The following is a 19,822-nucleotide window of genomic DNA, read 5'->3' on the forward strand; positions in this document are numbered from 1 at the left end:
TGTCTGGCTATTTTCATGTATGGAGGATAACTGCCTATGGCAAAAAACAAAACAGAGATTCATGTGACCACTGTATTTGACGGGGAGCTGGACGCCACCGATGTGTTCGTCAGCCTGATTTCCCAGAAATACGGAAAAACAAATATAAAAGAATATCTTGCTAAAAAGAAAGATATGGAGTATAATGAAGATGAGGTTCAAAAGAGCCAGATACCGTCTGGATTGTGTGGGTAAATGGCTATGATGAACGAAATGGAATACAGAACAATCGGTTCGGCACTTGCCGGAGGGTATCGTGCAGCGGTCTATTGCAGACTGTCAAAGGACGATGACCTGCAAGGCGAAAGTGCCAGTATCGCAAACCAGCGTGATATGCTGGAAAAATACTGCGAAAAGCAGGGATGGGAGGTTGTGGCAGTCTATCAGGACGATGGCTTCACAGGTCTTAATATGGAGCGTCCTGATCTACAGAGAATGTTGAGAGCCATTGAGCGCAGGCAGGTCAACCTTGTCATCACGAAAGACCTCAGCCGACTGGGGCGTAATTATCTGCAAACCGGGCATTTGATTGAGGACTTTTTCCCAAGAAACGGTGTCCGCTATATCGCCATGAATGACGGTATCGACACCCTGCGGGATAACAACGATATTGCCCCGTTCAAGAATATCCTGAACGAGATGTACAGCAAGGATATTTCCAAGAAAGTCCATTCCTCTTATCTTCTGAAAGCGCAGAAAGGACAGTTTACCGGGTGTCTTGCCCCGTTTGGGTATCGGAAAGACCCGGAGGACAAAAACCATCTGCTCATTGACGAGGAAACCGCCCCGATTGTGCGGCTGATTTTCGGATATGCCCTGAACGGACATGGTCCGAACTATATCCGCAGACGGCTGGAGGAAGAAAAAATCCCCTGCCCCACATGGTGGAACCGGGAACGGGGGCTTCGCAATACCCGCACCAAATGGGAAAAGAAAGACCCGGAAAACGGGCGGTATATGTGGGACTTCTCCGTTATCAAAGACCTTTTGATGAATCCCGTCTACACCGGGGCGATTGCTTCCCAGAAAAAGGACTACCGTTTCAAAATCGGCACGATTGGGGAAAAGAAGCCGGAGGACTGGATTGTGGTGGAGGGGCAGCATGAACCGCTGATTGACCGCATGAGCTTTGACATTGTGCAGAACAAGCTGAAATCCCGCCAGCGTCCGGGGCAGACCAATGAAATCAGCCTGTTTGCCGGACTGTTAAAATGCGGCGAGTGTGGGAAGTCGTTGACGGTACGCTACACAAACGCAAAACATCCCCAGCGGATATACTCCTGCAAGACCTACAATGCCTTTGGAAAGAACCACTGCACCCAGCACCGGATTGATTATGACACCCTTTACAGCCATGTGCTGCGGAAAATACGGGAATGTGCCAGAGCTGCCCTGATGGACGGGGAAGCGGTTGCCGACCGCCTGACCAATACCTGTGAAGCCGAGCAGCGGGAACAGCGGGAAGCAATGGAACGCTCCCTTACAAGGGACGAGGAACGGATTGAGGTTCTGGACAAAATGGTCATGCGGCTTTATGAGGATATGATTGCAGGGCGTATCAGTGAACAGAATTTCAACACCATGCTGGAAAAGACACAGACCGAGCAAGCGGAGCTTAAAGCAAAAGTGTCCGAGGGCAGAAAGCGGCTGTCCGATGAAGTCCAGCTTGCCAATGACGCAAAACAATGGGTGGAAGCCATTCAGGAATACGCCAATATCACAGAGCTGGACGCAGCCACCCTCAACCGCTTAATCAAAGAAATCGTCGTGCATGAGCGCATTGACGAAGATAAAACAAGACACATTTCTATCGAAATTCATTTTAATCTCAAACCCATCCCGGAGGTTGAACAGGTCACTGCCTGACCTGTCCCGCCGGGACGGTTCTCTTAAAAATACCATATAGATTTTTTGTACGCCGCCGCCCGCCATCGAGCAGAGTTTTACACCTAATTGGGGATAAAACAGCTCATGGCTGGCGGCGGCGTGGCGCTCATTGGCATCACGCTGGTACCTTTGCTCTCCGGCCTGTTCGGCTAAGGAAAGGAGTGTTGATCGTTGGACAGCGTACTCGATCAGATTGGCGAATGGTTAAAGGAACTGCTTGTTTCCGCAATCATGAATCAGCTGACGGGACTGTTTGATTCGGTAAACACACAGGTCGGCGATATTGCGACGCAGGTGGGGACGACTCCGGCGAACTTTTCGCCGGGTGTCTTCGCCATGATCCGGAATGTTTCCGAATCAGTGATTATCCCGATTGCAGGTCTGATCTTGACATTCATCGCGTGCTATGAGCTGATTCAGATGATCATTGACCACAACAACCTCGCCAGCTTTGAAACCTGGATTTTCTTCAAGTGGATCTTCAAGACCTTTGTCGCCGTGATGCTTATCACCAACACGTTTAATATCGTGATGGCCGTATTTGATGTGTCGCAGCATGTTATCAATAACGCAGGCGGACTCATCGCCGGGAGTACGGCTGTGGATACATCTGCATTGGAAACCATGCAGGACACGCTCGAAGCCATGGAACTCGGGTCACTCTTTGGCCTGTTCATGCAGTGCATGGTGGTCCAGTTTACCATCAAGGCGCTCAGCGTTCTGATCTTCGTGATCGTCTATGGACGAATGATCGAGATTTACCTGATGACCAGTATGGCACCGATCCCGTTCTCCACCTTCGGAAACCGCGAACAGAGTATGGTGGGACAGAACTACCTTCGTTCCCTGTTTGCGCTCGGCTTTCAAGGCTTCCTCATTATGATCTGTGTCGGCATTTATGCGGTGCTGATCCAGAGCATTTCTGTTTCGGATGACATCATCGGATCCATCTGGGGCATTCTCGGATACACCGTGCTTCTGTGCTTCACGTTATTTAAGACCGGTGCACTTGCAAAGAGTGTATTCTCGGCACACTAAGGAAGGAGGTCCGGTTCGCAGTGGCAGCTTATATTCCTGTCCCCCGTGATCTTACGAGGGTTAAATCCAAAATCTTATTTAATCTGACAAAACGTCAACTTTTCTGCTTTGGGGCGGGCGCACTGATCGGTGTCCCGTCTTTCTTTTTGCTCAAGGCCGACGGCAATACCAGCATGGCATCCATCTGCATGATCCTCATCATGATGCCGTTCTTCTTTCTCGGTATGTATGAACGGGACGGTCAGCCTTTGGAAAAAATCGCAAAGCAGTTCATTCAGGCCAAGTTTGTAAGGCCGAAGGTTCGCCCTTATCAGACGAACAATTACTATGCCGTCCTGCTCCGTCAGGCACAGGCAGAAATGGAGGTAAAAAATATTGTTTACGATGAAAAGTCTGTTTCGAAAGGCAGAAAAAAGAGATCTGAACATGCCGAAGAATCTGACGAAAGCGCAGGCACGGCAGGTGCAGGAGATCATCGAACGGGCGAAGCGGGATGACGGCATTCCCCGCACCGCGCAGCAGTCGATTCCCTTTCAGCGCATGTTTCCGGATGGCATCTGCCGTGTGAGCGATCGGTATTATACCAAGACCATTCAGTATCAGGACATCAACTACCAGCTGGCGCAGCAGGAGGACAAGACCGCGATCTTTGAAGAGTGGTGCTCCTTCCTGAATTTTTTCGACAGCTCTATCCACTTTGAGCTGTCCTTCATGAACATGGCAACTGATGCGGAGGTGTTTGAAAAGAACATCCGCATTCCCCTCAGAAACGACCACTTCAACAGCGTCCGCAGCGAGTACAGCCAGATGCTGAAGACGCAGCTTGCGCAGGGTAATAACGGCCTGACCAAGACCAAATATATCACCTTCGGCATTGAAGCCGAGTCCATGCGCGAGGCAAAGCCCCGTCTGGATCATGTTCAGACCAATCTGATGAACAACTTCAAACGCCTGGGTGTGGTGGCAAAGGTTCTGAACGGCAAGGATCGCCTGCAGCTCATGCACGCCATGTTCCACATGGGCGACAATGACCGTTTTTACTTCGACTGGAACTGGCTGGCAGGTTCCGGCCTTTCCGTGAAGGATTTCATCGCGCCCACATCCTTCTCCTTTCCCGGAGGCAGAACCTTTACCATGGGAAGCCTCCACGGAGCTATGAGCTATCTGCAGATCACGGCATCGGATCTTTCCGACCAGCTTCTGAAGGATTTTCTGGATATGGAGACCAGCGAGATCGTCACCATGCACATCCAGTCAGTGGACCAGACCGCTGCCATCAAGCAGATCAAGCACACCATTACCGAACTGGACCGCAGCAAGATTGAGGAGCAGAAGAAGGCCGTCCGTGCCGGGTATGACATGGACATCATCCCTTCGGATCTGGCTACCTACGGCAAGGATGCGAAAGCTCTTCTGAAGGAGCTGCAGTCTCAGAACGAGCGCATGTTCCTGATCACCTTTCTCATCATGAACACCGGCAAGACGGAGCAGGAGCTTGAAAACAATGTGTTTCAGGCCAGCTCCATCGCCCAGAAGCACAACTGCAACCTGAGAAGGCTGGACTTCCAGCAGGAGCAGGGCCTGATGAGCAGCCTTCCTCTTGCGAATAACCTGATCGAGATCCAGCGGGCGCTGACCACCAGCTCCACGGCGATCTTCATCCCCTTTACCACGCAGGAGCTGTTCCAGAACGGCGATGAAGCCCTGTATTACGGGCTGAATGCTCTCTCCAACAATCTGATTATGGTAGACCGAAAGAAGCTGAAGAACCCGAACGGGCTGATCCTCGGCACACCCGGTTCCGGCAAGTCCTTCTCTGCAAAACGTGAGATCACCAACGCCTTTCTGGTCACCGATGATGATGTCATCATCTGCGATCCTGAGGCGGAGTATACCCCGCTGGTCAACTGCCTGGAAGGTCAGGTCATTAAGATCAGCCCGACCAGCACCCACTATATCAACCCCATGGATATCAACGAGTCCTATTCCGAGGATGACAATCCTCTGGCGCTGAAGGCTGATTTCATTCTTTCTCTTTGCGAGCTGATCGTCGGCGGCAAGGAGGGCCTGCAGCCCATTGAAAAGACAGTCATCGACCGCTGTGTGCATCAGATCTATCAGCACTACTTTGAGGATCCGAAGCCGGAAAATATGCCGCTGCTGGAGGATCTCTACCATGCGCTTCTGCAGCAGGAGGAAAAGGAAGCGCACCGTGTGGCAACGGCGCTTGAGATTTACGTCAAAGGCTCTCTGAATCTGTTCAATCACAGGACCAATGTGGACATCAACAACCGCTTTGTCTGCTATGACATCAAGGAGCTTGGCAAGCAGCTGAAGAAGATCGGCATGCTCATCGTGCAGGATCAGGTGTGGGGGCGCGTAACGGCCAACCGCAGCGCAGGTAAGACCACTCGCTACTATATGGATGAGTTTCACCTTCTGCTGAAGGAGGAGCAGACCGCCGCCTACTCCGTGGAGATCTGGAAGCGCTTCCGTAAATGGGGCGGCATTCCCACCGGCATCACACAGAACGTCAAAGACCTGCTGTCCAGCCGCGAGGTGGAGAACATTTTCGAGAACTCTGATTTTGTGTATATGCTGAATCAGGCTGCCGGTGACCGCCAGATCCTGGCGCAGCAGCTGAACATTTCCCCTCACCAGCTCTCTTATGTGACCCATTCCGGTGAGGGCGAAGGCCTGCTGTTCTACGGGAATGTCATCCTTCCGTTCGTGGATCACTTCCCGACTGATTTGGCGCTTTATAAAATAATGACGACCAAATTGTCCGACATTTCGGAGACGAAGGAGGCGTGATATGGCAAGGAAGGCAACCAGACTGCGCTTTACAAAAGAGGAGCTTGCCAGTCCGAAGGTCAGGCAGGCCGCCGCCAGAGCTGAAAAAGCAGCAGACAAGGCAGACCGTGCCGCCGAAAAAGCGCCGAAAAGACGCAGGCTCAAGCTGAAAGCAGACAAAACCGCTGAGCGCAAAGTGCATCTTACCTTCGAAAAGCAGGAGATCCCTGCCGGCGAACTGACCGGCAGGGGCCGCCGCTTCACCCGCTCGATGGCTCGCTCTGCGGCGGCTGTCGTTTCCGACACCGTTCACAGACAGATTGCCGCAGACAACCAGGATGAAAACACGGCCGTGCAGGCGGCGGACACCTCAGCACAAGTGACTGAACTCAGCGCCCATGCCGTTGAGCATAGCATTTACAGCAGGAAGCTGAAAGCATACCGGAAGGCAGAGCGTCTGCAAGGCAAATCCGATGCCGCGAACGTCGAGGCACTCTATCAGAAACGCATGGCGGAGCATCCGGAGAATTTCTCCAACCCACTCTCCCGATGGCAGCAGAAAAAGGCGATCCGCAAGGAATATGCCGCCGCCAAAAGAGCCGAGGCGGCGGCATCAAATGCAGGTTCTGCAGCCACAGAAGGCACTGCGGGCATCAAGTCGATTGGACAGAAGCTCACAGATTTCAAGGATAAGCTCTTTGAGCAGGCGGCAAAGCATCCGCAGCTGTTTCTCACCGTCGGAGCCGTGATGCTCCTTTTCATGATGGTGTCCTCTGCCCTTTCCTCCTGCTCTGCGTTTTTGCCGGGCAGCTCGAGTGCTGTCGTTGCGACCACCTTCACCGCAAAGGACAAGGATATTATCGGCGCAAACGATGACTACAAGGCACTCGAAGCTGCTCTTCAGAAAAGGATCGACAACATCGAATCGGCCTGTCCCGGATACGATCAATATAACTACCACCTCGATGAGATCGGTCATGACCCCTATCAGCTGACCGCCTATCTGACGGTTCTGTTCGAGGATTACAGCCGAAGCGAGGTGCAGTCCACCCTGCAAACGCTCTTTGATCTGCAATATGAGCTGAAAATCGAGAAGGTGGTATCCCGAAAGAGGAAAATTCTCAATGTCACGCTCGTGAACAAAAATCTCGGGCATGTCATCACCGAGTCCGGCGGCATGAACGAGGATCAGTCCGAGCGCTATGCCATTCTGCTGCAGACCAAGGGCAACAAAGACTATCTCTTTGCCGACGATCCCTATGTTTCGGCAGGCAGTGACTATCTGAAATACGATATTCCCGGCGAGGCTCTGACCGACCAGCGCTTTGCCAACATGATCCGAGAGGCGGAGAAATATCTCGGCTATCCGTATGTCTGGGGCGGCTCTTCTCCATCGACCAGCTTTGACTGCTCCGGCTTTGTCTGCTATGTTATCGACCACTGCGGCAACGGCTGGAATGTGGGGCGCACAACCGCCGAAGGACTCAGAAACTACTGCAAAATCATCCGGCCGAGTGATGCACGGCCCGGCGATCTGATTTTCTTCCAGAATACTTATAACACCTCGGGTGCAAGCCACGTTGGCATTTATGTCGGCAACGGCATGATGATTCACTGCGGCAACCCGATTTCCTACGCATCCGTCAACACGTCCTACTGGCAGGAGCATTTCTACTGCTATGGGCGAATTCCAACCTGACAGGAGGTCTCAGACATGACAAAACTCGAAAGGATTGGCGCTGATTTGAAGCGTGCCCGCGAAAAGCAGGCCGAATGGAATCAGCGCGTAAAGGATCTGGAGAACCGCTACCGCGAGGAGGAGAACGGTGTCATCCATTCCATGGTGCACGCTGCCAATCTGACGCCGGAGCAGCTCGCACAGATCATCTCACTGGCCGCCCAGGGGACTGTCGGTGTTTATCCGCAGCAGAACAGCGTATCGGACTATGACAAGGAGGAAACCGAAAATGAATATTAAGCGAATGACGGCAGGTCTTATGGCTGGCTTTCTGATGACAGGCGTACTTCCTGCGACCTGCTTTGCCGCCGACACCGAAACTGCCGAAAAGCAGACTGCACCGGTTACGGAAAACGCAGAGGCCGCTTCGGATGCCACTTCGGATGCAGCGCAGGCCGAGCAGGAAAAGCTGCCTTACGAGGTGGATGTCGATGAGAACGGCAAGCTCACCTTCTCCTTCGGTGACTGGAAATGGTCTGCCGAGGACGCCGGGCAGGACAGAACCGACGGCACGGTCAGCGATGCAGTGAACAGCTATCTGAACCTTCGCTCCGGCTCCGGCATGGAGTACGAAATCATCGGTCACCTGCTGCCCGGCGAGAAGGTGCAGGTGGTCAGCAAGGACGGTGACTGGTATCAGGTCGTTGTTCCCGAGCGAACCGGCTATGTCTACAAGGATTATGTAGGCATGCTCAAAAAGGAGCAGGAAAGCGGAACGGTCGATGAGGAATTTCTCTCCATGATGCTTTACCTCATAATGAACAGCATCAATCAGACCGGCACTTCGCTCACGCCCGAGGGCAATCTGACACTGGTCGATGATATTGGTTCTTCTACCGATTCCGGTCAGCAGTTCATTACCCTTGTCACGAAATCCGGCAACTACTTCTATCTCATTATTGACCGCAACGACAAGGGTGAGGAGAACGTACATCTTCTGAATATGGTGGATGAGGCAGACCTTTTCGCCTTGATGGACGAGGAGCAGGTAAAGTCCTTCCAGACGGCACAGGATGCCGCCAATGCCGAGAAGGATGAGACCGAAGCAGCGCCTCAGGCACCCTCTGAAACAGAGGAGCCCGAGCAGCAGGAGCCTCCAAAGGCAGAAAAGAAGGCCGCTCCCGTGCTGCCGATCATCGGCGTGTTCATCATCCTGATCGCCTGTGGCGGCGGATATTTCATGATGCAGACCAAAAAGAAAAAGGCCGCTGAACAGCGACCTGATCCGGATGCGGATTATACCGAGGAAGATGAGGACGAATACGTGCTTCCGGAGGAATACGAGGACGAATCTTATCCCGAGGACGATGCTGAATATATGCCCGAGCCCGAGGACACGAAGGAATAAAGAAAAGATTTATTTCTGGGGCAGCCTTCGGGCTGCCTTTACATATGTGATATAATATACGCAAAGCGACAAATAGAAATTTACTTCTACTTAGACATACAAACTGTTGACAGTAAAACTCCTATATAGTATTATTTGATAAAATACTATATAGGAGTTTTTGTGTGAAAATGAATGGTGGATTTCTTGTCACCAAAATAAAACAGCTTGGTGACCGGATTTTTGAGAAGATTCTCAGCGAAAAGAATATTGATGCGTTTAACGGAGCCCAAGGGCGTATTCTTTATGTACTGTGGCAGGAAGATGGAATCTCAATCAGGTCACTCTCGGTCAAATGCGGATTAGCGATAACATCTCTTACGACGATGCTGGAAAGAATGGAACATCAAGGACTGATAAGCCGTGTTCAGTCTGAAACGGACAAAAGGAAAACACTCCTGTTTCTGACTGAAAAAGCACATGCCTTAAAGGACAAATACGATTCTGTATCTGATAAAATGGGCAGTATTTACTACAAAGGTTTTTCGGAGGAAGAAATTACCCAGTTTGAGGAATGCCTCGACCGTATCAGAAAGAATCTTGAGGAGTGGCAGAAATCATGAGTATTTGTATCAAAGATCAGATTCAGAACATGAATCTCGTCATCGGCTGCACAGTGGGGTGTACATATTGCTATGCCCGCAACAATGTAAAGCGCTGGCATATGATTGATGACTTTGCTGATCCTGAGTTCTTTCCGGGCAAGCTCAAGATGATGGAAAAGAAACGTCCGCAGAACTTTCTTCTTACCGGCATGAGCGATCTCTCCGGATGGAAGCCGGAATGGAGAGACGAGGTATTTGCAAAGATCCGTGAAAATCCACAGCATCAGTTCCTGTTTCTTACCAAGCGCCCCGATCTGCTGGATTTTGATACCGATCTGGAAAACGCATGGTTTGGCGTTACGGTGACGAGGAAAGCAGAACTGTGGCGTATCGACGCCCTTCGGAAAAACGTCAGAGCAAAGCATTACCATGTTACCTTTGAGCCGTTATTCGACGATCCCAGTACAGTTGACCTTTCCGGAATCAACTGGATCGTTGTCGGCACTATGACCGGGGTTCAGAGCAGGAAGGTTCATACGGAGCCGGAGTGGGCATGGTCTCTGACAGACCAGGCACATACGCTCGGCATTCCGGTGTTTATGAAGGAAGACCTTGTCCCTATCATAGGGGATGAAAATATGATTCAGGAAATGCCGGAAGAATTTAATAAAGTGTTAGAGGTACAGAGATCATGGCAGAAGTAATCGATGGAATCCTCATTCGTGAGGTGGAAACAAAGAACATCATGACCAAGTCCAGTCTGCCGGTAGGCGGTTACTCGGTCAATCCTTATGTAGGCTGTACACATGCCTGCAAGTATTGCTATGCTTCTTTTATGAAGCGTTTTACCGGACACACGGAGGAATGGGGCACTTTCCTTGATGTGAAGCATTGGCCGGAAATTAAAAATCCGAAGAAATTTGCCGGACAGCGGGTGGTCATCGGTTCTGTGACAGATGGGTACAATCCACAGGAGGAGCAATTCAGGAATACCAGAAAACTTCTGGAGCAGCTGATCGGCAGTGACGCAGATATTCTGATCTGCACAAAGTCTGATCTTGTGGTAAGGGATATTGATCTGCTGAAGAAGCTTGGACGGGTGACCGTTTCATGGTCGATCAACACACTAGATGAAAATTTCAAGAACGATATGGACTCTGCTTCTAGCATTGAGCGGCGTATCGCTGCTATGAAGCAGGTATATGACGAAGGGATCCGTACTGTCTGTTTCGTATCTCCGGTATTCCCCGGCATCACGGATTTTGAAGCCATATTTGAGCGGGTAAAGGATCAGTGTGACCTGTTCTGGCTCGAAAACCTCAATCTTCGGGGCGGCTTCAAAAAGACGATCATGGATTATATCGCCGGAAAATATCCTGATCTTGTACCGCTTTACGACGAGATCTATAACAAGCATAACCGCAGCTACTTTGAAGCACTTGAAGTAAAAGCTGAGGAAATGGCTAAGAAGTATGATTGCCCATTTGTGGATAATGAAATGCCTTATGGCAGAGTCCCGCAGGGACATCCGGTGATCGTAGATTATTTCTATCATGAGGAAATCCGAGGGACAGAGAATACCGGAAAAAGAAATCGCTAACTTCCAGTTTGCGGACCTAAAACAGAATACCGTTCCTCACATAGCAGTCATGCACTTCGGTGCCTGGCTGCTAATTTTTTTGCGAAAGGAGAAAGATTACGTTGATGTTTGAAAAGAAAGAAGCCCTTTATCTGGTGGATCACGAATCCTACCTGCACGTGAAGGAAACGGTCACGCAGACGGGGTTTGCGTATGAGACCTTCGATAAAGCTACCGGTGCTGCCCAGCACACTGGTCTGATCACCTATGAGGAGATGCTGGAAAACCCGATCCGCAATCCCCTCGCCTGTGCAGGGTGATGGCGCTTGAGGAGATCGGACTCAAAGGTGAAGTGGTTTCCGAAGTTGCACTTCGCACGCTGGAGCAGATCAAGGAAGCCAGACGCGCCTATCGAAAAGAGCATCCGGAGGATGCTCACGATCACAGCATCCGTTTTATCACCAGCGACTACAACGAGCTGTTCCGTATCCCGGACGGCGGCAAGGTGCAGATCGACTATGCAGGCAGGCACTTTGTTTCTCCCTGCGTGTATATTGATGATTACCACACCAGAATTGCCGGCCGGGTCTATCACATCTGCGAGTTCGCTGAGATGATGGAGCGCGGCGGCGGCACAGTCTCTCCCGAACCGGAAATTACGGCAAACCAGGCCTCCTGGCAGATTGGGCACCGCGAATATCTCTCCATTCAGTCCACCGAAACCGGCTGGGACTACTCTGTTTATGACCGGCAGTTCAGCGAAATTGACGGCGGCGATATTGATTTGAAGCACATCACCATTCAGCAGTGCAGAGATATGCTCCTGCAGGATCTCGGCTGGCAGGACAGGAGCTTCGTTCCGATGGATTACGAAATGGTTGAGGAGCGTGCTGCCGATGTCGCAGAGGAAAAGCTGAATTCCCTTTTTTGCCTGCATATTGGGAAGTCTTTTTACTTGCGACTGCCAGTCCGAGCCTACGCCTTTGCGCAGTAAATCGGCAAGTGTCAGAATGGATTCTCCCGGCTGCAAAAAGTCTGCACTGGAACAGCCGTTGCGGGTGCGGCCATGGACCTCTAGCCGCTCCATGCGGTAGGTTACATATTGAAAACCCAGTTCAATAATATTGGTTCGAGACAACAGCGCCGAAGTCACAGTTTCCGCCAGCCCTTCATAGCCGAACATATCCAGCTTAAACCAGCGGCCGTCCTCCTGCCACTTCTCCTGATTGCCCTTTGACGAAGTTCCTGCAATGCGGTTTCCTGTCGTCCGCTTGATTACCACGCTCATCCCTCCATGATCACAAGGCGACAGTTGTCCTCTGCCATGCGGCCTTCTGTCCTGCGAATGATTTCCAACGGTTCATACTTTTCCAGTCCCAGTTCCGCTAAATAATAGCGCAGGCCGTCTCGCTGACGCGGCACACAGCGGCTTTCTAAAAGCTCCTGCAAATCGTCCCAAGTCGGGTTTTGGTTGACACCAAATGCCGTCCGTAACACATCCGCTGTGTGATTTTCGATTGCCAGCGTGCGCATTGTTCTGTCTGCGCAGATTTTCGTACACAGTGCGTTACCATCGTAAAAATGCAGGACAAGCAGCTCATGTCCGTGCCGACGAGCGGTATCCACAAAGTCTGAGTAGCCGCCCGATACAGCACGCCGTATCGTGATGGATTCACCATCAAACTGCAGCACAACTTCGCGCGATTCTTCGTCAATCCCCAGTTCGTTTATCCAGGCGGACGGCAGTGCCACGCGATAGTTTTTCGCATCCGCGCCAGCCGTTCCGCCTGCCTTGTTGATTAAAATTTTTGCCTTGCGCTGTTCTATCGACACTCATATCACTCCCTGCTATTATTATATCCATTGGACACCAATATAGCGAATTTTATTGTTCATTATTTACACGATAACGCTGTCCCTGCACGAGTTACTGCATAGGGCTATAAAGAGATCTTATCCGCAAATTTATAGGTAAAACCCTGCATTATATAACGCAGCCGTTAAGAGAGGCTGTAAATCTACTCTTAACGGCTGTGCTTATCTTTTTCTATATTCTTCGATCACGCACTCGTGCTCTTTGGTGTCTTTGTTATAGTTGATGCCAACAAGCAGGATATCGCCCGTATACTGCACAATCGATGCAGGGTAATTTCGATCCTTAATCTGCTGCAAAGCGGTCTGCGCGTTCTTGTTCCACTTCAGCTCGACAATCAGCGCCGGATAATCACTCCGGTATTCCGGTTTAGGCAGAAATACGAAATCCGCAAATCCGCGGCCGGCCAGCAGTTCACGAACCGGCTTAAAATAATACTGCATCGCGCTCAAGTAGGCGATCGTCAGAACACTGCTCAACGAATTTTCGTTATGGTACTGAATGACTGACGTATATTCATTGTGAATCTTCTCGATCTGCTCTGCTACTGCGGCACAGTCCCTATCGAGCGTTGCATCGAGCAGCTTATCAGACTCCTGTTGAAACAGTAGCATCTCATTCCACGGCTTACTCTCCACGGCCGTGGTTAGTTCCTGGCGGATTTCTTCATTTGGAACGGATGCGGTTCTTTCCCTCTGATCGTAGCCAAGATAGCCGAGATGGATCAAATAGGTCAGCACATCGTCCTTGCTGTTGATATTTGCCGTATCATTTTTGAATGTCGCGGTGTTCACTTTGACCGACGCGCCTGACAGCATTTCGATGACAGCGGTTTTCAGACCATCGTAGTCCATGTTGATGAGCGGAACAATCGCATCATACGATGCTGTTTCCGACCAGTAGCTGCGGAACTCCTGCCGCTGCATCACGCTGACGACTGCCCTCGGATTATAGATCTGCTGACCGTTCAGTAGATAGCCGTTATACCAGCGTTTCACCTCGCCAAAGTCCCGGTGATATGTGCTGCAAAGCCGCTGCACTTCGTCCTCAGTAAAACCGATAAACGGAGCGAGTGGACCGGGGCTCAGCATGGTGAATTCGTTAAAGTTATTGAGTGCTGACTGCGTTTTTTCTTTTTTGATTGGGAGAATACCCGTCAAATAGGCAAGCGCAATATACTTTGTCGGCTCGACTCCCTTAAAGAGACCGCGCAGGAAGCTGATATATTCGTTCTGGATTTTTGTATCAGCCGATGCATCTCGAATGAGCACATCCCATTCGTCAATGATGATAACAAATTTCCGTCCGGTCTTTTCGCGCACACGAGACAAGGCATCCGGCAGAGAAGCAACCTCGGACGGCAGAATATCCGGATAGATATCTCGCAGCTCCTCCATTACGCTTTCTGTGATGACTGAAACGATATTGCCATCCGCATAGGAGCGAAACCACTGAACATCGATATGAATAACATCATAGCGGTTCAGGTGCGTGCGAAACAGAGGGGTTTTCCCAATGTCCAGATCTGCAAACATTTTCTCGGAATCTGTACCTCTGCTGTAATACGCCGCGAGCATATTCGCTGCATAGGATTTTCCAAACCTTCTCGGTCGGCTGTTGCAGATATAGGCATCCGGAGTATCCAACACGCGGTTGGCATATGCAATCAGACCTGTCTTGTCGAGATAGATCTCCGCATTCAGCGCGACCTGAAATGCACTGTTATCTGGATTTACAAATCTCCCCATCTGTAACATCTCCTTTCAGCGGTAATCACTTCTCTATGTATTGATTTTACCATCCATCCGCACAAATAGCAAGCGAAGCAGATCTTCAGTGTTCAATTTCATATCGACCATATTTTCTACCAGCAAAGTTGCGCCAAAAATTCACTTTTCTTACCGCAAAACTGAATTGTTTAACTGAAAGGCTAAAACAGCCTTAAAATAAACAATTAGGAGTTTAACAAATGGACTATTTCGCTCAAATTGAACTCGGGCTGCGCATCAAAATGCTGCGTACGGAAAAAGGGTTAACCCAGGAAAAGCTAGCCGAAGCTTTAGGAATCAGTCTCGAACATATTGGAAAAATTGAACGCGGAAAGCGCACACCATCTCTTGATCTGGTTATTGCCATGTCCAAGTTCTTCCACGCAAGCACAGATTATATTCTTCTTGCCAATCGCAGAACAACTGAACTCGGGTAATCCGTACTCCCTGTACCTGTTACTTCTTTCGCAATAATATACAATTATTATGTAAGGATCATTAATCCTTACATGTTCTTTGACAAGTCAATATCAGTCAATCAAGTCCAACCCGTGTTGGGGAGCTACATCAGCGACCGATCGCCACGATTGCCAACTGGCAAGAGCGTGACTTCGCTGCAAGTATCGGAGCGAGCGATATTCAGCAACGATCCTTCACGTTTTTTAAAGATACTTCCGTACGAGGCTTCACGCGAAAGTGAAGGGGTGAAATTCCCATGAGGTCGGTTATCGCAGCCGACCGCTTGATTGACTCCCTACAGGCTTAATGCCTGCGATCCTGAGGGGGCGTCAGAGACAAATTCTCGGGAAACATAATCTTTAGCAATAGAAATTCACCGTGGGCGGGATCTTCTCCGCCCACGTTACATAATAGGAGTGGAAATCTATGATTAACAAAAATTGGAGTTTTCGCAGAGGTGACATTTACCTTGCTGACCTCGGCGAGCATCATGGTCACATTCAAGGAGGCACCCGTCCTGTTGTTGTCGTTCAGAACGAACAGGGCAACAGATTTGCACCGACCCTGATCGTCGTTCCTCTTACGACTGAAATCAAAAAAACAGACATGCCAACACACTACGTCTTGCGGCATCAACGCGGTCTGGACAAGCCATGCATGGCCTTGGCCGAACAGATCCAGACAATACGTAAATCGCAAATCATCCGCTATTTGGGTCATGTGCGACCAATCCATATGTCGTGCATCGACCTAGGCATTCGCGAGAGCATAGGCCTGCCGCCACAGCACATCATCCGCATCATACCACCTAACGAGCAAAAGGAGTAATTTTTATGCAAAATATCGATAGTATCCCTATCAGCACCGACAAGCGTTGCTATACGGTCGCTGAGTTGCAGAAAATGCTGGGCATTAGCCGTGGAAGCGTCTATCAGCTGCTGAAAACCGGTCAGTTCCACTGGTTTAAAATCGGCACCGCAATCCGCATTTCCAAATTCAGCTTTGACGAATGGCTTAATGGCCAATCCTGCTGATGTCAAGGATGTCGCTCAACTGTTCGACATCCTAACAATGTCGCTATACATCAACTAAAATATAGCTAGGTCAAATGACCTGGCTACTATTTTCGAAGGAGAATCCCCATGACAAAAAAGAAAAAGACTACAATGTCCGTCCCGGAGATGCAGCGCCTACTTGGCCTGGGTAAAACCGATGCGTACTGGCTTGTTAAAAAGCAATGCTTCGAGACCGCTATTATCAACGGCAAGATTCGAATCATAATAGACAGTTTCGAGCATTGGTATGCCCGACAAGTCAAGCACAAAAAGGTCCATAGGCCGCCGCCCGGCAAAGTACTTCGTGCAGAATCCTATTCCCCGCAAGAGCTTGCCGAAGAGCTAGGCATAGGCTTCAGTACCATATACGATATTATTCAACGTTACAACATTAAAACTTTTAAAGTTGATAGCTGGCTTCGCATTTCCAAGCGCGATTTTTTAGATTGGTATAAAACGCAAACCAGATACCGTACCCGAGCCGACCGAGCACGAGATGCTGCTCTTGAAGCACAGACGATGACAATGCCCGAAGTTGCACAAATTTTAGGTATTCCTCGCAAGGCTGTTTACCACATCCTCCTTTATGGCCCGGATCGAGACAAATTCGACTTCGTTTTTATCGCTGGCCGTCGGCGCGTGACCAAAGAGAGTTTCGAGCGCTGGCATGCCGATCAGAGCAGGTTTTGCACCGAAATCGACAAAACAAAGTCGGTTTTTTCGATGCAGGAAGCATCTGTCCTCCTGCACATTACATATAATGATGTCCGCCAAATGATTCAAAGCGGCGAACTCGCCGCGGAGAAATGCGGCGCAAAGTATTTGATTTCGCGAGATGAAATCCAGTGGATTTTGCTCCAACAGGAAAATAAACATGAAATTTGAGGTGAAATAATGGCATCAATCGTACATAGAAACGATCGTTTTCTCGTCGTGCATTACGAGTATGATGAAGTATCCGGAAAGCGCAAGCAAAAATGGGAAACGTATCGAACCCTGGCTGATGCAAAGCGCCGTAAGGCAGAGATCGAGCATCGTCAGGAGCTCGGCGCGCTGGATGTTCCCACCTGTAAGACCGTAAACGATCTCTTAAAAGAGTATATTTCTCTTTATGGCAAAGCAACATGGTCATTGTCCGTTTTTTCCAGCAATTCGCGCCTTATCAAAAATTATATTTCGCCGATTATAGGCAAAATGGATCTTTGCGAAATATCGCCGCGTATCCTCGAGAAATATTATCAGCAGTTGCTGAAAACCCCCGCTGTTTCCCATGTCACCCAGAAGCGCGGGGCAAAGGATTCCGGTTTTGTTCAGCCGGCGACAGTCCGCAAAGTCCACAGTTTGCTGCGGAGCGCCTTCAATCAAGCTGTCAAATGGGAGCTTATGGAGAAAAATCCAGCTCTCCATGCCACTGTTCCTAAGGCTGTACCCCAAAAACGTGAAGTCTGGGATGCTGAGACGATTTTTCTTGCACTCGATGTTTGCGATGATGCCCGTCTGAAGCTGGCAATCAATCTTGCCTTTGCGTGCAGCATGCGAATCGGTGAAATTCTCGGCCTGACCTGGGACTGCGTCGATATTTCTCCGAAAAGCATCGCAGACGGAACAGCATCCATCATTATCACGAAAGAACTACAGCGTGTCGACAAGACGGCCATGAAGTCCCTCGAGCAAAAGGACGTTCTCTTTATCTTCCCTCAGAGCTCGAAGCGCAACAAAACCATGCTCGTCTTGAAAAAGCCCAAGACGGAATCTAGCATTCGCAAAGTTTTTATCCCGAAAACTGTTGCGCGCCAGCTTGAGGCATGGAAGCGCGAGCAGGAGCGCACCAAGGAGGCGCTCGGTGACGAGTACACTGACTACAACTTGGTCTTGGCCCATGGTCTGGGCAGCCCGGTGGAGCAGTCACGGATTACTGCGATGTTCCAAGCATTAATTAAGAAAAACGACCTGCCAAAAGTTGTTTTCCACTCGCTTCGCCATTCCAGCATCACTTACAAATTGCAGCTGACTGGCGGTGACATCAAATCCGTCCAAGGTGACTCCGGTCACGCGCAAGCCCAGATGGTGACAGATCAGTACGCCCATGTCATGGACGAGAACCGCAAAAATAACGCCGAGCTGTTCGAGCAAGTTTTTTACCGTGGCAAAATCCCGGATGCGCAAGAAGCATCCCCTGCTGTCAATCCTCCTTCCGGCATCGATCCGTCGCTTTTGAAAAAAATCTCCGAAAACCCCGACCTGCTCAAGATTCTGAGCGCGCTTGCCGACAATCTTGGCTAACCCTCCCCCATCTAAGAGAGCACCCGTGATCAAGTGCTCTCTTTTCATTTGCGTGGAATTATGATATATTATATAGTATCCTTTGCTTGATTTATGATGTGAAGAACAGTGCTGTATTTCATGTAAAACCGTCTAATATTGGCGCGCGAAAAAAATACGCATCTTCCCCCGTATTAGAAATTGTCTAACAAACGTCTAATTTGCCTGTATCTTCCATGAACCACAGTGAACACAAAGCGACTCTGCATCACGGGACCGCATGCATCGACTTACTCCCACGAACTCGGGTGAACACGGGCGAAACCGGCGGGGGGCTTCTCCTAAGCGTGGGGTCGGAGGTTCAAATCCTCTCTGGGACGCCAGCTAACAACGCCGAAAGCCTTTGTTTTCAAGGGTTTTCGGCTTTTCTTATATAAAAAACTGTGAAAAAGCTCTTTCACTATATGAGATAAAATCCTACTCCAAATTTGATTTTTGACAACCCCTCCGGAATCGAACTGCGGTTATAAGACAAAATCGCCAGCTAATGTTTAGCAGAAAATGGGCTGTTCTTGCTAATGAAAATACCTCTCCTGCTAATCAAAAAAGGCAGATGTTTTCAGTATCACGCTGTTATGGCAGATAAAATTGAATATGGTTGTATACATAGAGCGTCTATTTGCCCCGCATCGGGGATAGATAGGCGCTCTTTTTTGTCCAAAACCATGGGCAAATACAAGAGATTGGAGGTGTTTTATTTGAGCAACCCTGTTTATGCCGTAGACAAGCCGAGCGATTGCCATTACTGCTACTTCTGGACGAATGGCAGAAAGGGTTGCCGTCTGGGTAGAAATCATTGCTACTACTTAATCTCTTTGCCACCGAAACCCAAGTCGGAATGTGATGGCTGTCCCTATGGGCGAGATCACCCGTGCATTGGTTGGTGTACGAAAAAGGTCATGCGTGAAGTGGGGCTTCGTTAATATGGATGCGTATGAACAGGAATACCGCTTCTGCTATTTTGCCCGATGTCCTTACGAAAAGACGGATATGGCTTTCCGCAGCATTCCGCTGACAACAGAAAGTTTTCCGCAGAAAGAAGGTGGTGAAGCCGTGTGAGTTTCGATTATTTTTACGGTCAGCAAGGCGTGGATTTACTTCCCACCGTCCATGAGGGCGCAACCGTCCGGGCAATGGAGAAGAAAGGCATCCGCACCGAGAAAGGCGAGTTCAACCGCTGGATCAAGGCAACCAATGCCGTTATCCGAGACATCAAGAAGAAAATCGCTCTCCTGTTCGATTGGATTGCCGAAGCAAAAGCAGAGCTTGCCAAGCCGCAGGCACCCGACCTTGTTTCTCTGCTGAACGCCTATTACACCCAGCGCAAAGCCGGGGCGT

Annotated in this window: 21 protein-coding genes and 3 pseudogenes; 21 read left to right on the plus strand and 3 right to left on the minus strand. The window is 49.9% G+C overall.

Features of this window, described 5'->3' with window-relative positions:
- Positions 1 to 63 (minus strand): annotated as a pseudogene (locus tag DW806_RS15980) (tweety protein); the annotation flags it as partial.
- On the opposite strand from DW806_RS15980, the gene DW806_RS08695 reads away from it, so the two are divergent.
- The 14 genes and pseudogenes from DW806_RS08695 to DW806_RS08760 all read left to right on the plus strand — a co-directional run bounded on the left by DW806_RS08695 (position 37) and on the right by DW806_RS08760 (position 12,000).
- The gene (locus DW806_RS08695; RefSeq protein ID WP_117963110.1) at positions 37 to 234 is read left to right on the plus strand and encodes a hypothetical protein; all 198 of its coding nucleotides are present in this window, start codon (positions 37 to 39) and stop codon (positions 232 to 234) included. The pseudogene DW806_RS15980 and the gene DW806_RS08695 overlap by 27 nt on opposite strands.
- Complete coding sequence (locus DW806_RS08700) at positions 235 to 1,905, plus strand: recombinase family protein (protein WP_118729704.1); 1,671 nt, start codon at positions 235 to 237, stop codon at positions 1,903 to 1,905.
- Between the two features lie 90 nt (positions 1,906 to 1,995).
- Positions 1,996 to 2,079, plus strand: a pseudogene (locus DW806_RS08705) (Maff2 family mobile element protein); the annotation flags it as partial.
- Between the two features lie 18 nt (positions 2,080 to 2,097).
- Positions 2,098 to 2,964 carry a VirB6/TrbL-like conjugal transfer protein, CD1112 family gene (locus DW806_RS08710; protein WP_118729705.1) on the plus strand — a complete coding sequence of 289 codons (867 nt, stop codon included), beginning with the start codon at positions 2,098 to 2,100 and terminating at the stop codon, positions 2,962 to 2,964.
- 20 nt (positions 2,965 to 2,984) lie between these two features.
- Positions 2,985 to 3,461 carry a PrgI family protein gene (locus DW806_RS08715; RefSeq protein WP_118729706.1) on the plus strand — a complete coding sequence of 159 codons (477 nt, stop codon included), beginning with the start codon at positions 2,985 to 2,987 and terminating at the stop codon, positions 3,459 to 3,461.
- Positions 3,391 to 5,778 (plus strand): VirB4-like conjugal transfer ATPase, CD1110 family, encoded by a 2,388-nt coding sequence (locus tag DW806_RS08720; RefSeq protein WP_118729707.1) that lies wholly within the window; start codon positions 3,391 to 3,393, stop codon positions 5,776 to 5,778. Before DW806_RS08715 ends, DW806_RS08720 begins: the two co-directional genes overlap by 71 nt.
- Before the next feature lies 1 nt (position 5,779).
- The gene (locus DW806_RS08725; protein ID WP_118729708.1) at positions 5,780 to 7,456 is read left to right on the plus strand and encodes a C40 family peptidase; all 1,677 of its coding nucleotides are present in this window, start codon (positions 5,780 to 5,782) and stop codon (positions 7,454 to 7,456) included.
- A gap of 15 nt (positions 7,457 to 7,471) precedes the next feature.
- Complete coding sequence (locus DW806_RS08730; RefSeq protein WP_118648705.1) at positions 7,472 to 7,735, plus strand: DUF4315 family protein; 264 nt, start codon at positions 7,472 to 7,474, stop codon at positions 7,733 to 7,735.
- Positions 7,725 to 8,843: a CD1107 family mobile element protein gene (locus DW806_RS08735; protein WP_158578332.1), complete on the plus strand. Its 1,119-nt coding sequence runs from the start codon at positions 7,725 to 7,727 to the stop codon at positions 8,841 to 8,843. Before DW806_RS08730 ends, DW806_RS08735 begins: the two co-directional genes overlap by 11 nt.
- 164 nt (positions 8,844 to 9,007) lie before the next feature.
- Positions 9,008 to 9,445, plus strand: coding sequence for a radical SAM mobile pair system MarR family transcriptional regulator (locus DW806_RS08740; RefSeq protein WP_118729710.1), 438 nt, complete (start codon positions 9,008 to 9,010; stop codon positions 9,443 to 9,445).
- Positions 9,442 to 10,131: a radical SAM mobile pair protein A gene (locus DW806_RS08745; protein ID WP_118729711.1), complete on the plus strand. Its 690-nt coding sequence runs from the start codon at positions 9,442 to 9,444 to the stop codon at positions 10,129 to 10,131. Before DW806_RS08740 ends, DW806_RS08745 begins: the two co-directional genes overlap by 4 nt.
- Positions 10,119 to 11,027 carry a radical SAM mobile pair protein B gene (locus DW806_RS08750; protein ID WP_118729712.1) on the plus strand — a complete coding sequence of 303 codons (909 nt, stop codon included), beginning with the start codon at positions 10,119 to 10,121 and terminating at the stop codon, positions 11,025 to 11,027. Before DW806_RS08745 ends, DW806_RS08750 begins: the two co-directional genes overlap by 13 nt.
- Before the next feature lie 101 nt (positions 11,028 to 11,128).
- Positions 11,129 to 11,326: a hypothetical protein gene (locus tag DW806_RS08755; RefSeq protein WP_147358095.1), complete on the plus strand. Its 198-nt coding sequence runs from the start codon at positions 11,129 to 11,131 to the stop codon at positions 11,324 to 11,326.
- Positions 11,326 to 12,000, plus strand: a complete 675-nt coding sequence (locus DW806_RS08760; protein WP_118729714.1) for an LPD16 domain-containing protein — start codon at positions 11,326 to 11,328, stop codon at positions 11,998 to 12,000. The genes DW806_RS08755 and DW806_RS08760 overlap by 1 nt, the downstream gene beginning before the upstream one ends.
- Positions 12,001 to 12,290: 290 nt before the next feature.
- On the opposite strand, the gene DW806_RS08765 is transcribed toward DW806_RS08760, so the two are convergent.
- Both DW806_RS08765 and DW806_RS08770 read right to left on the minus strand, forming a co-directional pair.
- Positions 12,291 to 12,839, minus strand: coding sequence for an AbrB/MazE/SpoVT family DNA-binding domain-containing protein (locus DW806_RS08765; RefSeq protein ID WP_118729715.1), 549 nt, complete (start codon positions 12,837 to 12,839; stop codon positions 12,291 to 12,293).
- Between the two features lie 204 nt (positions 12,840 to 13,043).
- Positions 13,044 to 14,627 (minus strand): AAA family ATPase, encoded by a 1,584-nt coding sequence (locus DW806_RS08770; protein ID WP_118729716.1) that lies wholly within the window; start codon positions 14,625 to 14,627, stop codon positions 13,044 to 13,046.
- A 221-nt stretch (positions 14,628 to 14,848) separates the two neighbouring features.
- Here DW806_RS08770 and DW806_RS08775 point away from each other — a divergent pair, with 221 nt between their 5' ends.
- The 7 genes and pseudogenes from DW806_RS08775 to DW806_RS08810 all read left to right on the plus strand — a co-directional run.
- Positions 14,849 to 15,085 carry a helix-turn-helix domain-containing protein gene (locus tag DW806_RS08775; RefSeq protein WP_118729717.1) on the plus strand — a complete coding sequence of 79 codons (237 nt, stop codon included), beginning with the start codon at positions 14,849 to 14,851 and terminating at the stop codon, positions 15,083 to 15,085.
- Positions 15,086 to 15,533: 448 nt separating this feature from the next.
- Positions 15,534 to 15,935 carry a type II toxin-antitoxin system PemK/MazF family toxin gene (locus tag DW806_RS08780; protein ID WP_243022697.1) on the plus strand — a complete coding sequence of 134 codons (402 nt, stop codon included), beginning with the start codon at positions 15,534 to 15,536 and terminating at the stop codon, positions 15,933 to 15,935.
- A gap of 5 nt (positions 15,936 to 15,940) precedes the next feature.
- Positions 15,941 to 16,141, plus strand: coding sequence for a helix-turn-helix domain-containing protein (locus DW806_RS08785; protein WP_118478688.1), 201 nt, complete (start codon positions 15,941 to 15,943; stop codon positions 16,139 to 16,141).
- A gap of 108 nt (positions 16,142 to 16,249) precedes the next feature.
- Positions 16,250 to 17,047, plus strand: a complete 798-nt coding sequence (locus DW806_RS08790) for a helix-turn-helix domain-containing protein (protein ID WP_118729718.1) — start codon at positions 16,250 to 16,252, stop codon at positions 17,045 to 17,047.
- Positions 17,048 to 17,056: 9 nt separating this feature from the next.
- Complete coding sequence (locus DW806_RS08795) at positions 17,057 to 18,445, plus strand: tyrosine-type recombinase/integrase (RefSeq protein ID WP_118729719.1); 1,389 nt, start codon at positions 17,057 to 17,059, stop codon at positions 18,443 to 18,445.
- A gap of 894 nt (positions 18,446 to 19,339) precedes the next feature.
- On the plus strand, positions 19,340 to 19,543 hold the full coding sequence (locus DW806_RS08805) for a hypothetical protein (RefSeq protein WP_243022698.1): 204 nt from the start codon (positions 19,340 to 19,342) through the stop codon (positions 19,541 to 19,543).
- A pseudogene (locus tag DW806_RS08810) lies at positions 19,540 to 19,822 on the plus strand (MobQ family relaxase); the annotation flags it as partial. The gene DW806_RS08805 and the pseudogene DW806_RS08810, both read left to right, overlap by 4 nt.

The sequence above is a fragment of the Butyricicoccus sp. AM32-19 genome (assembly GCF_003480365.1).
GTDB classification, from domain to species: Bacteria; Bacillota; Clostridia; order Oscillospirales; family Butyricicoccaceae; genus Agathobaculum; species Agathobaculum butyriciproducens.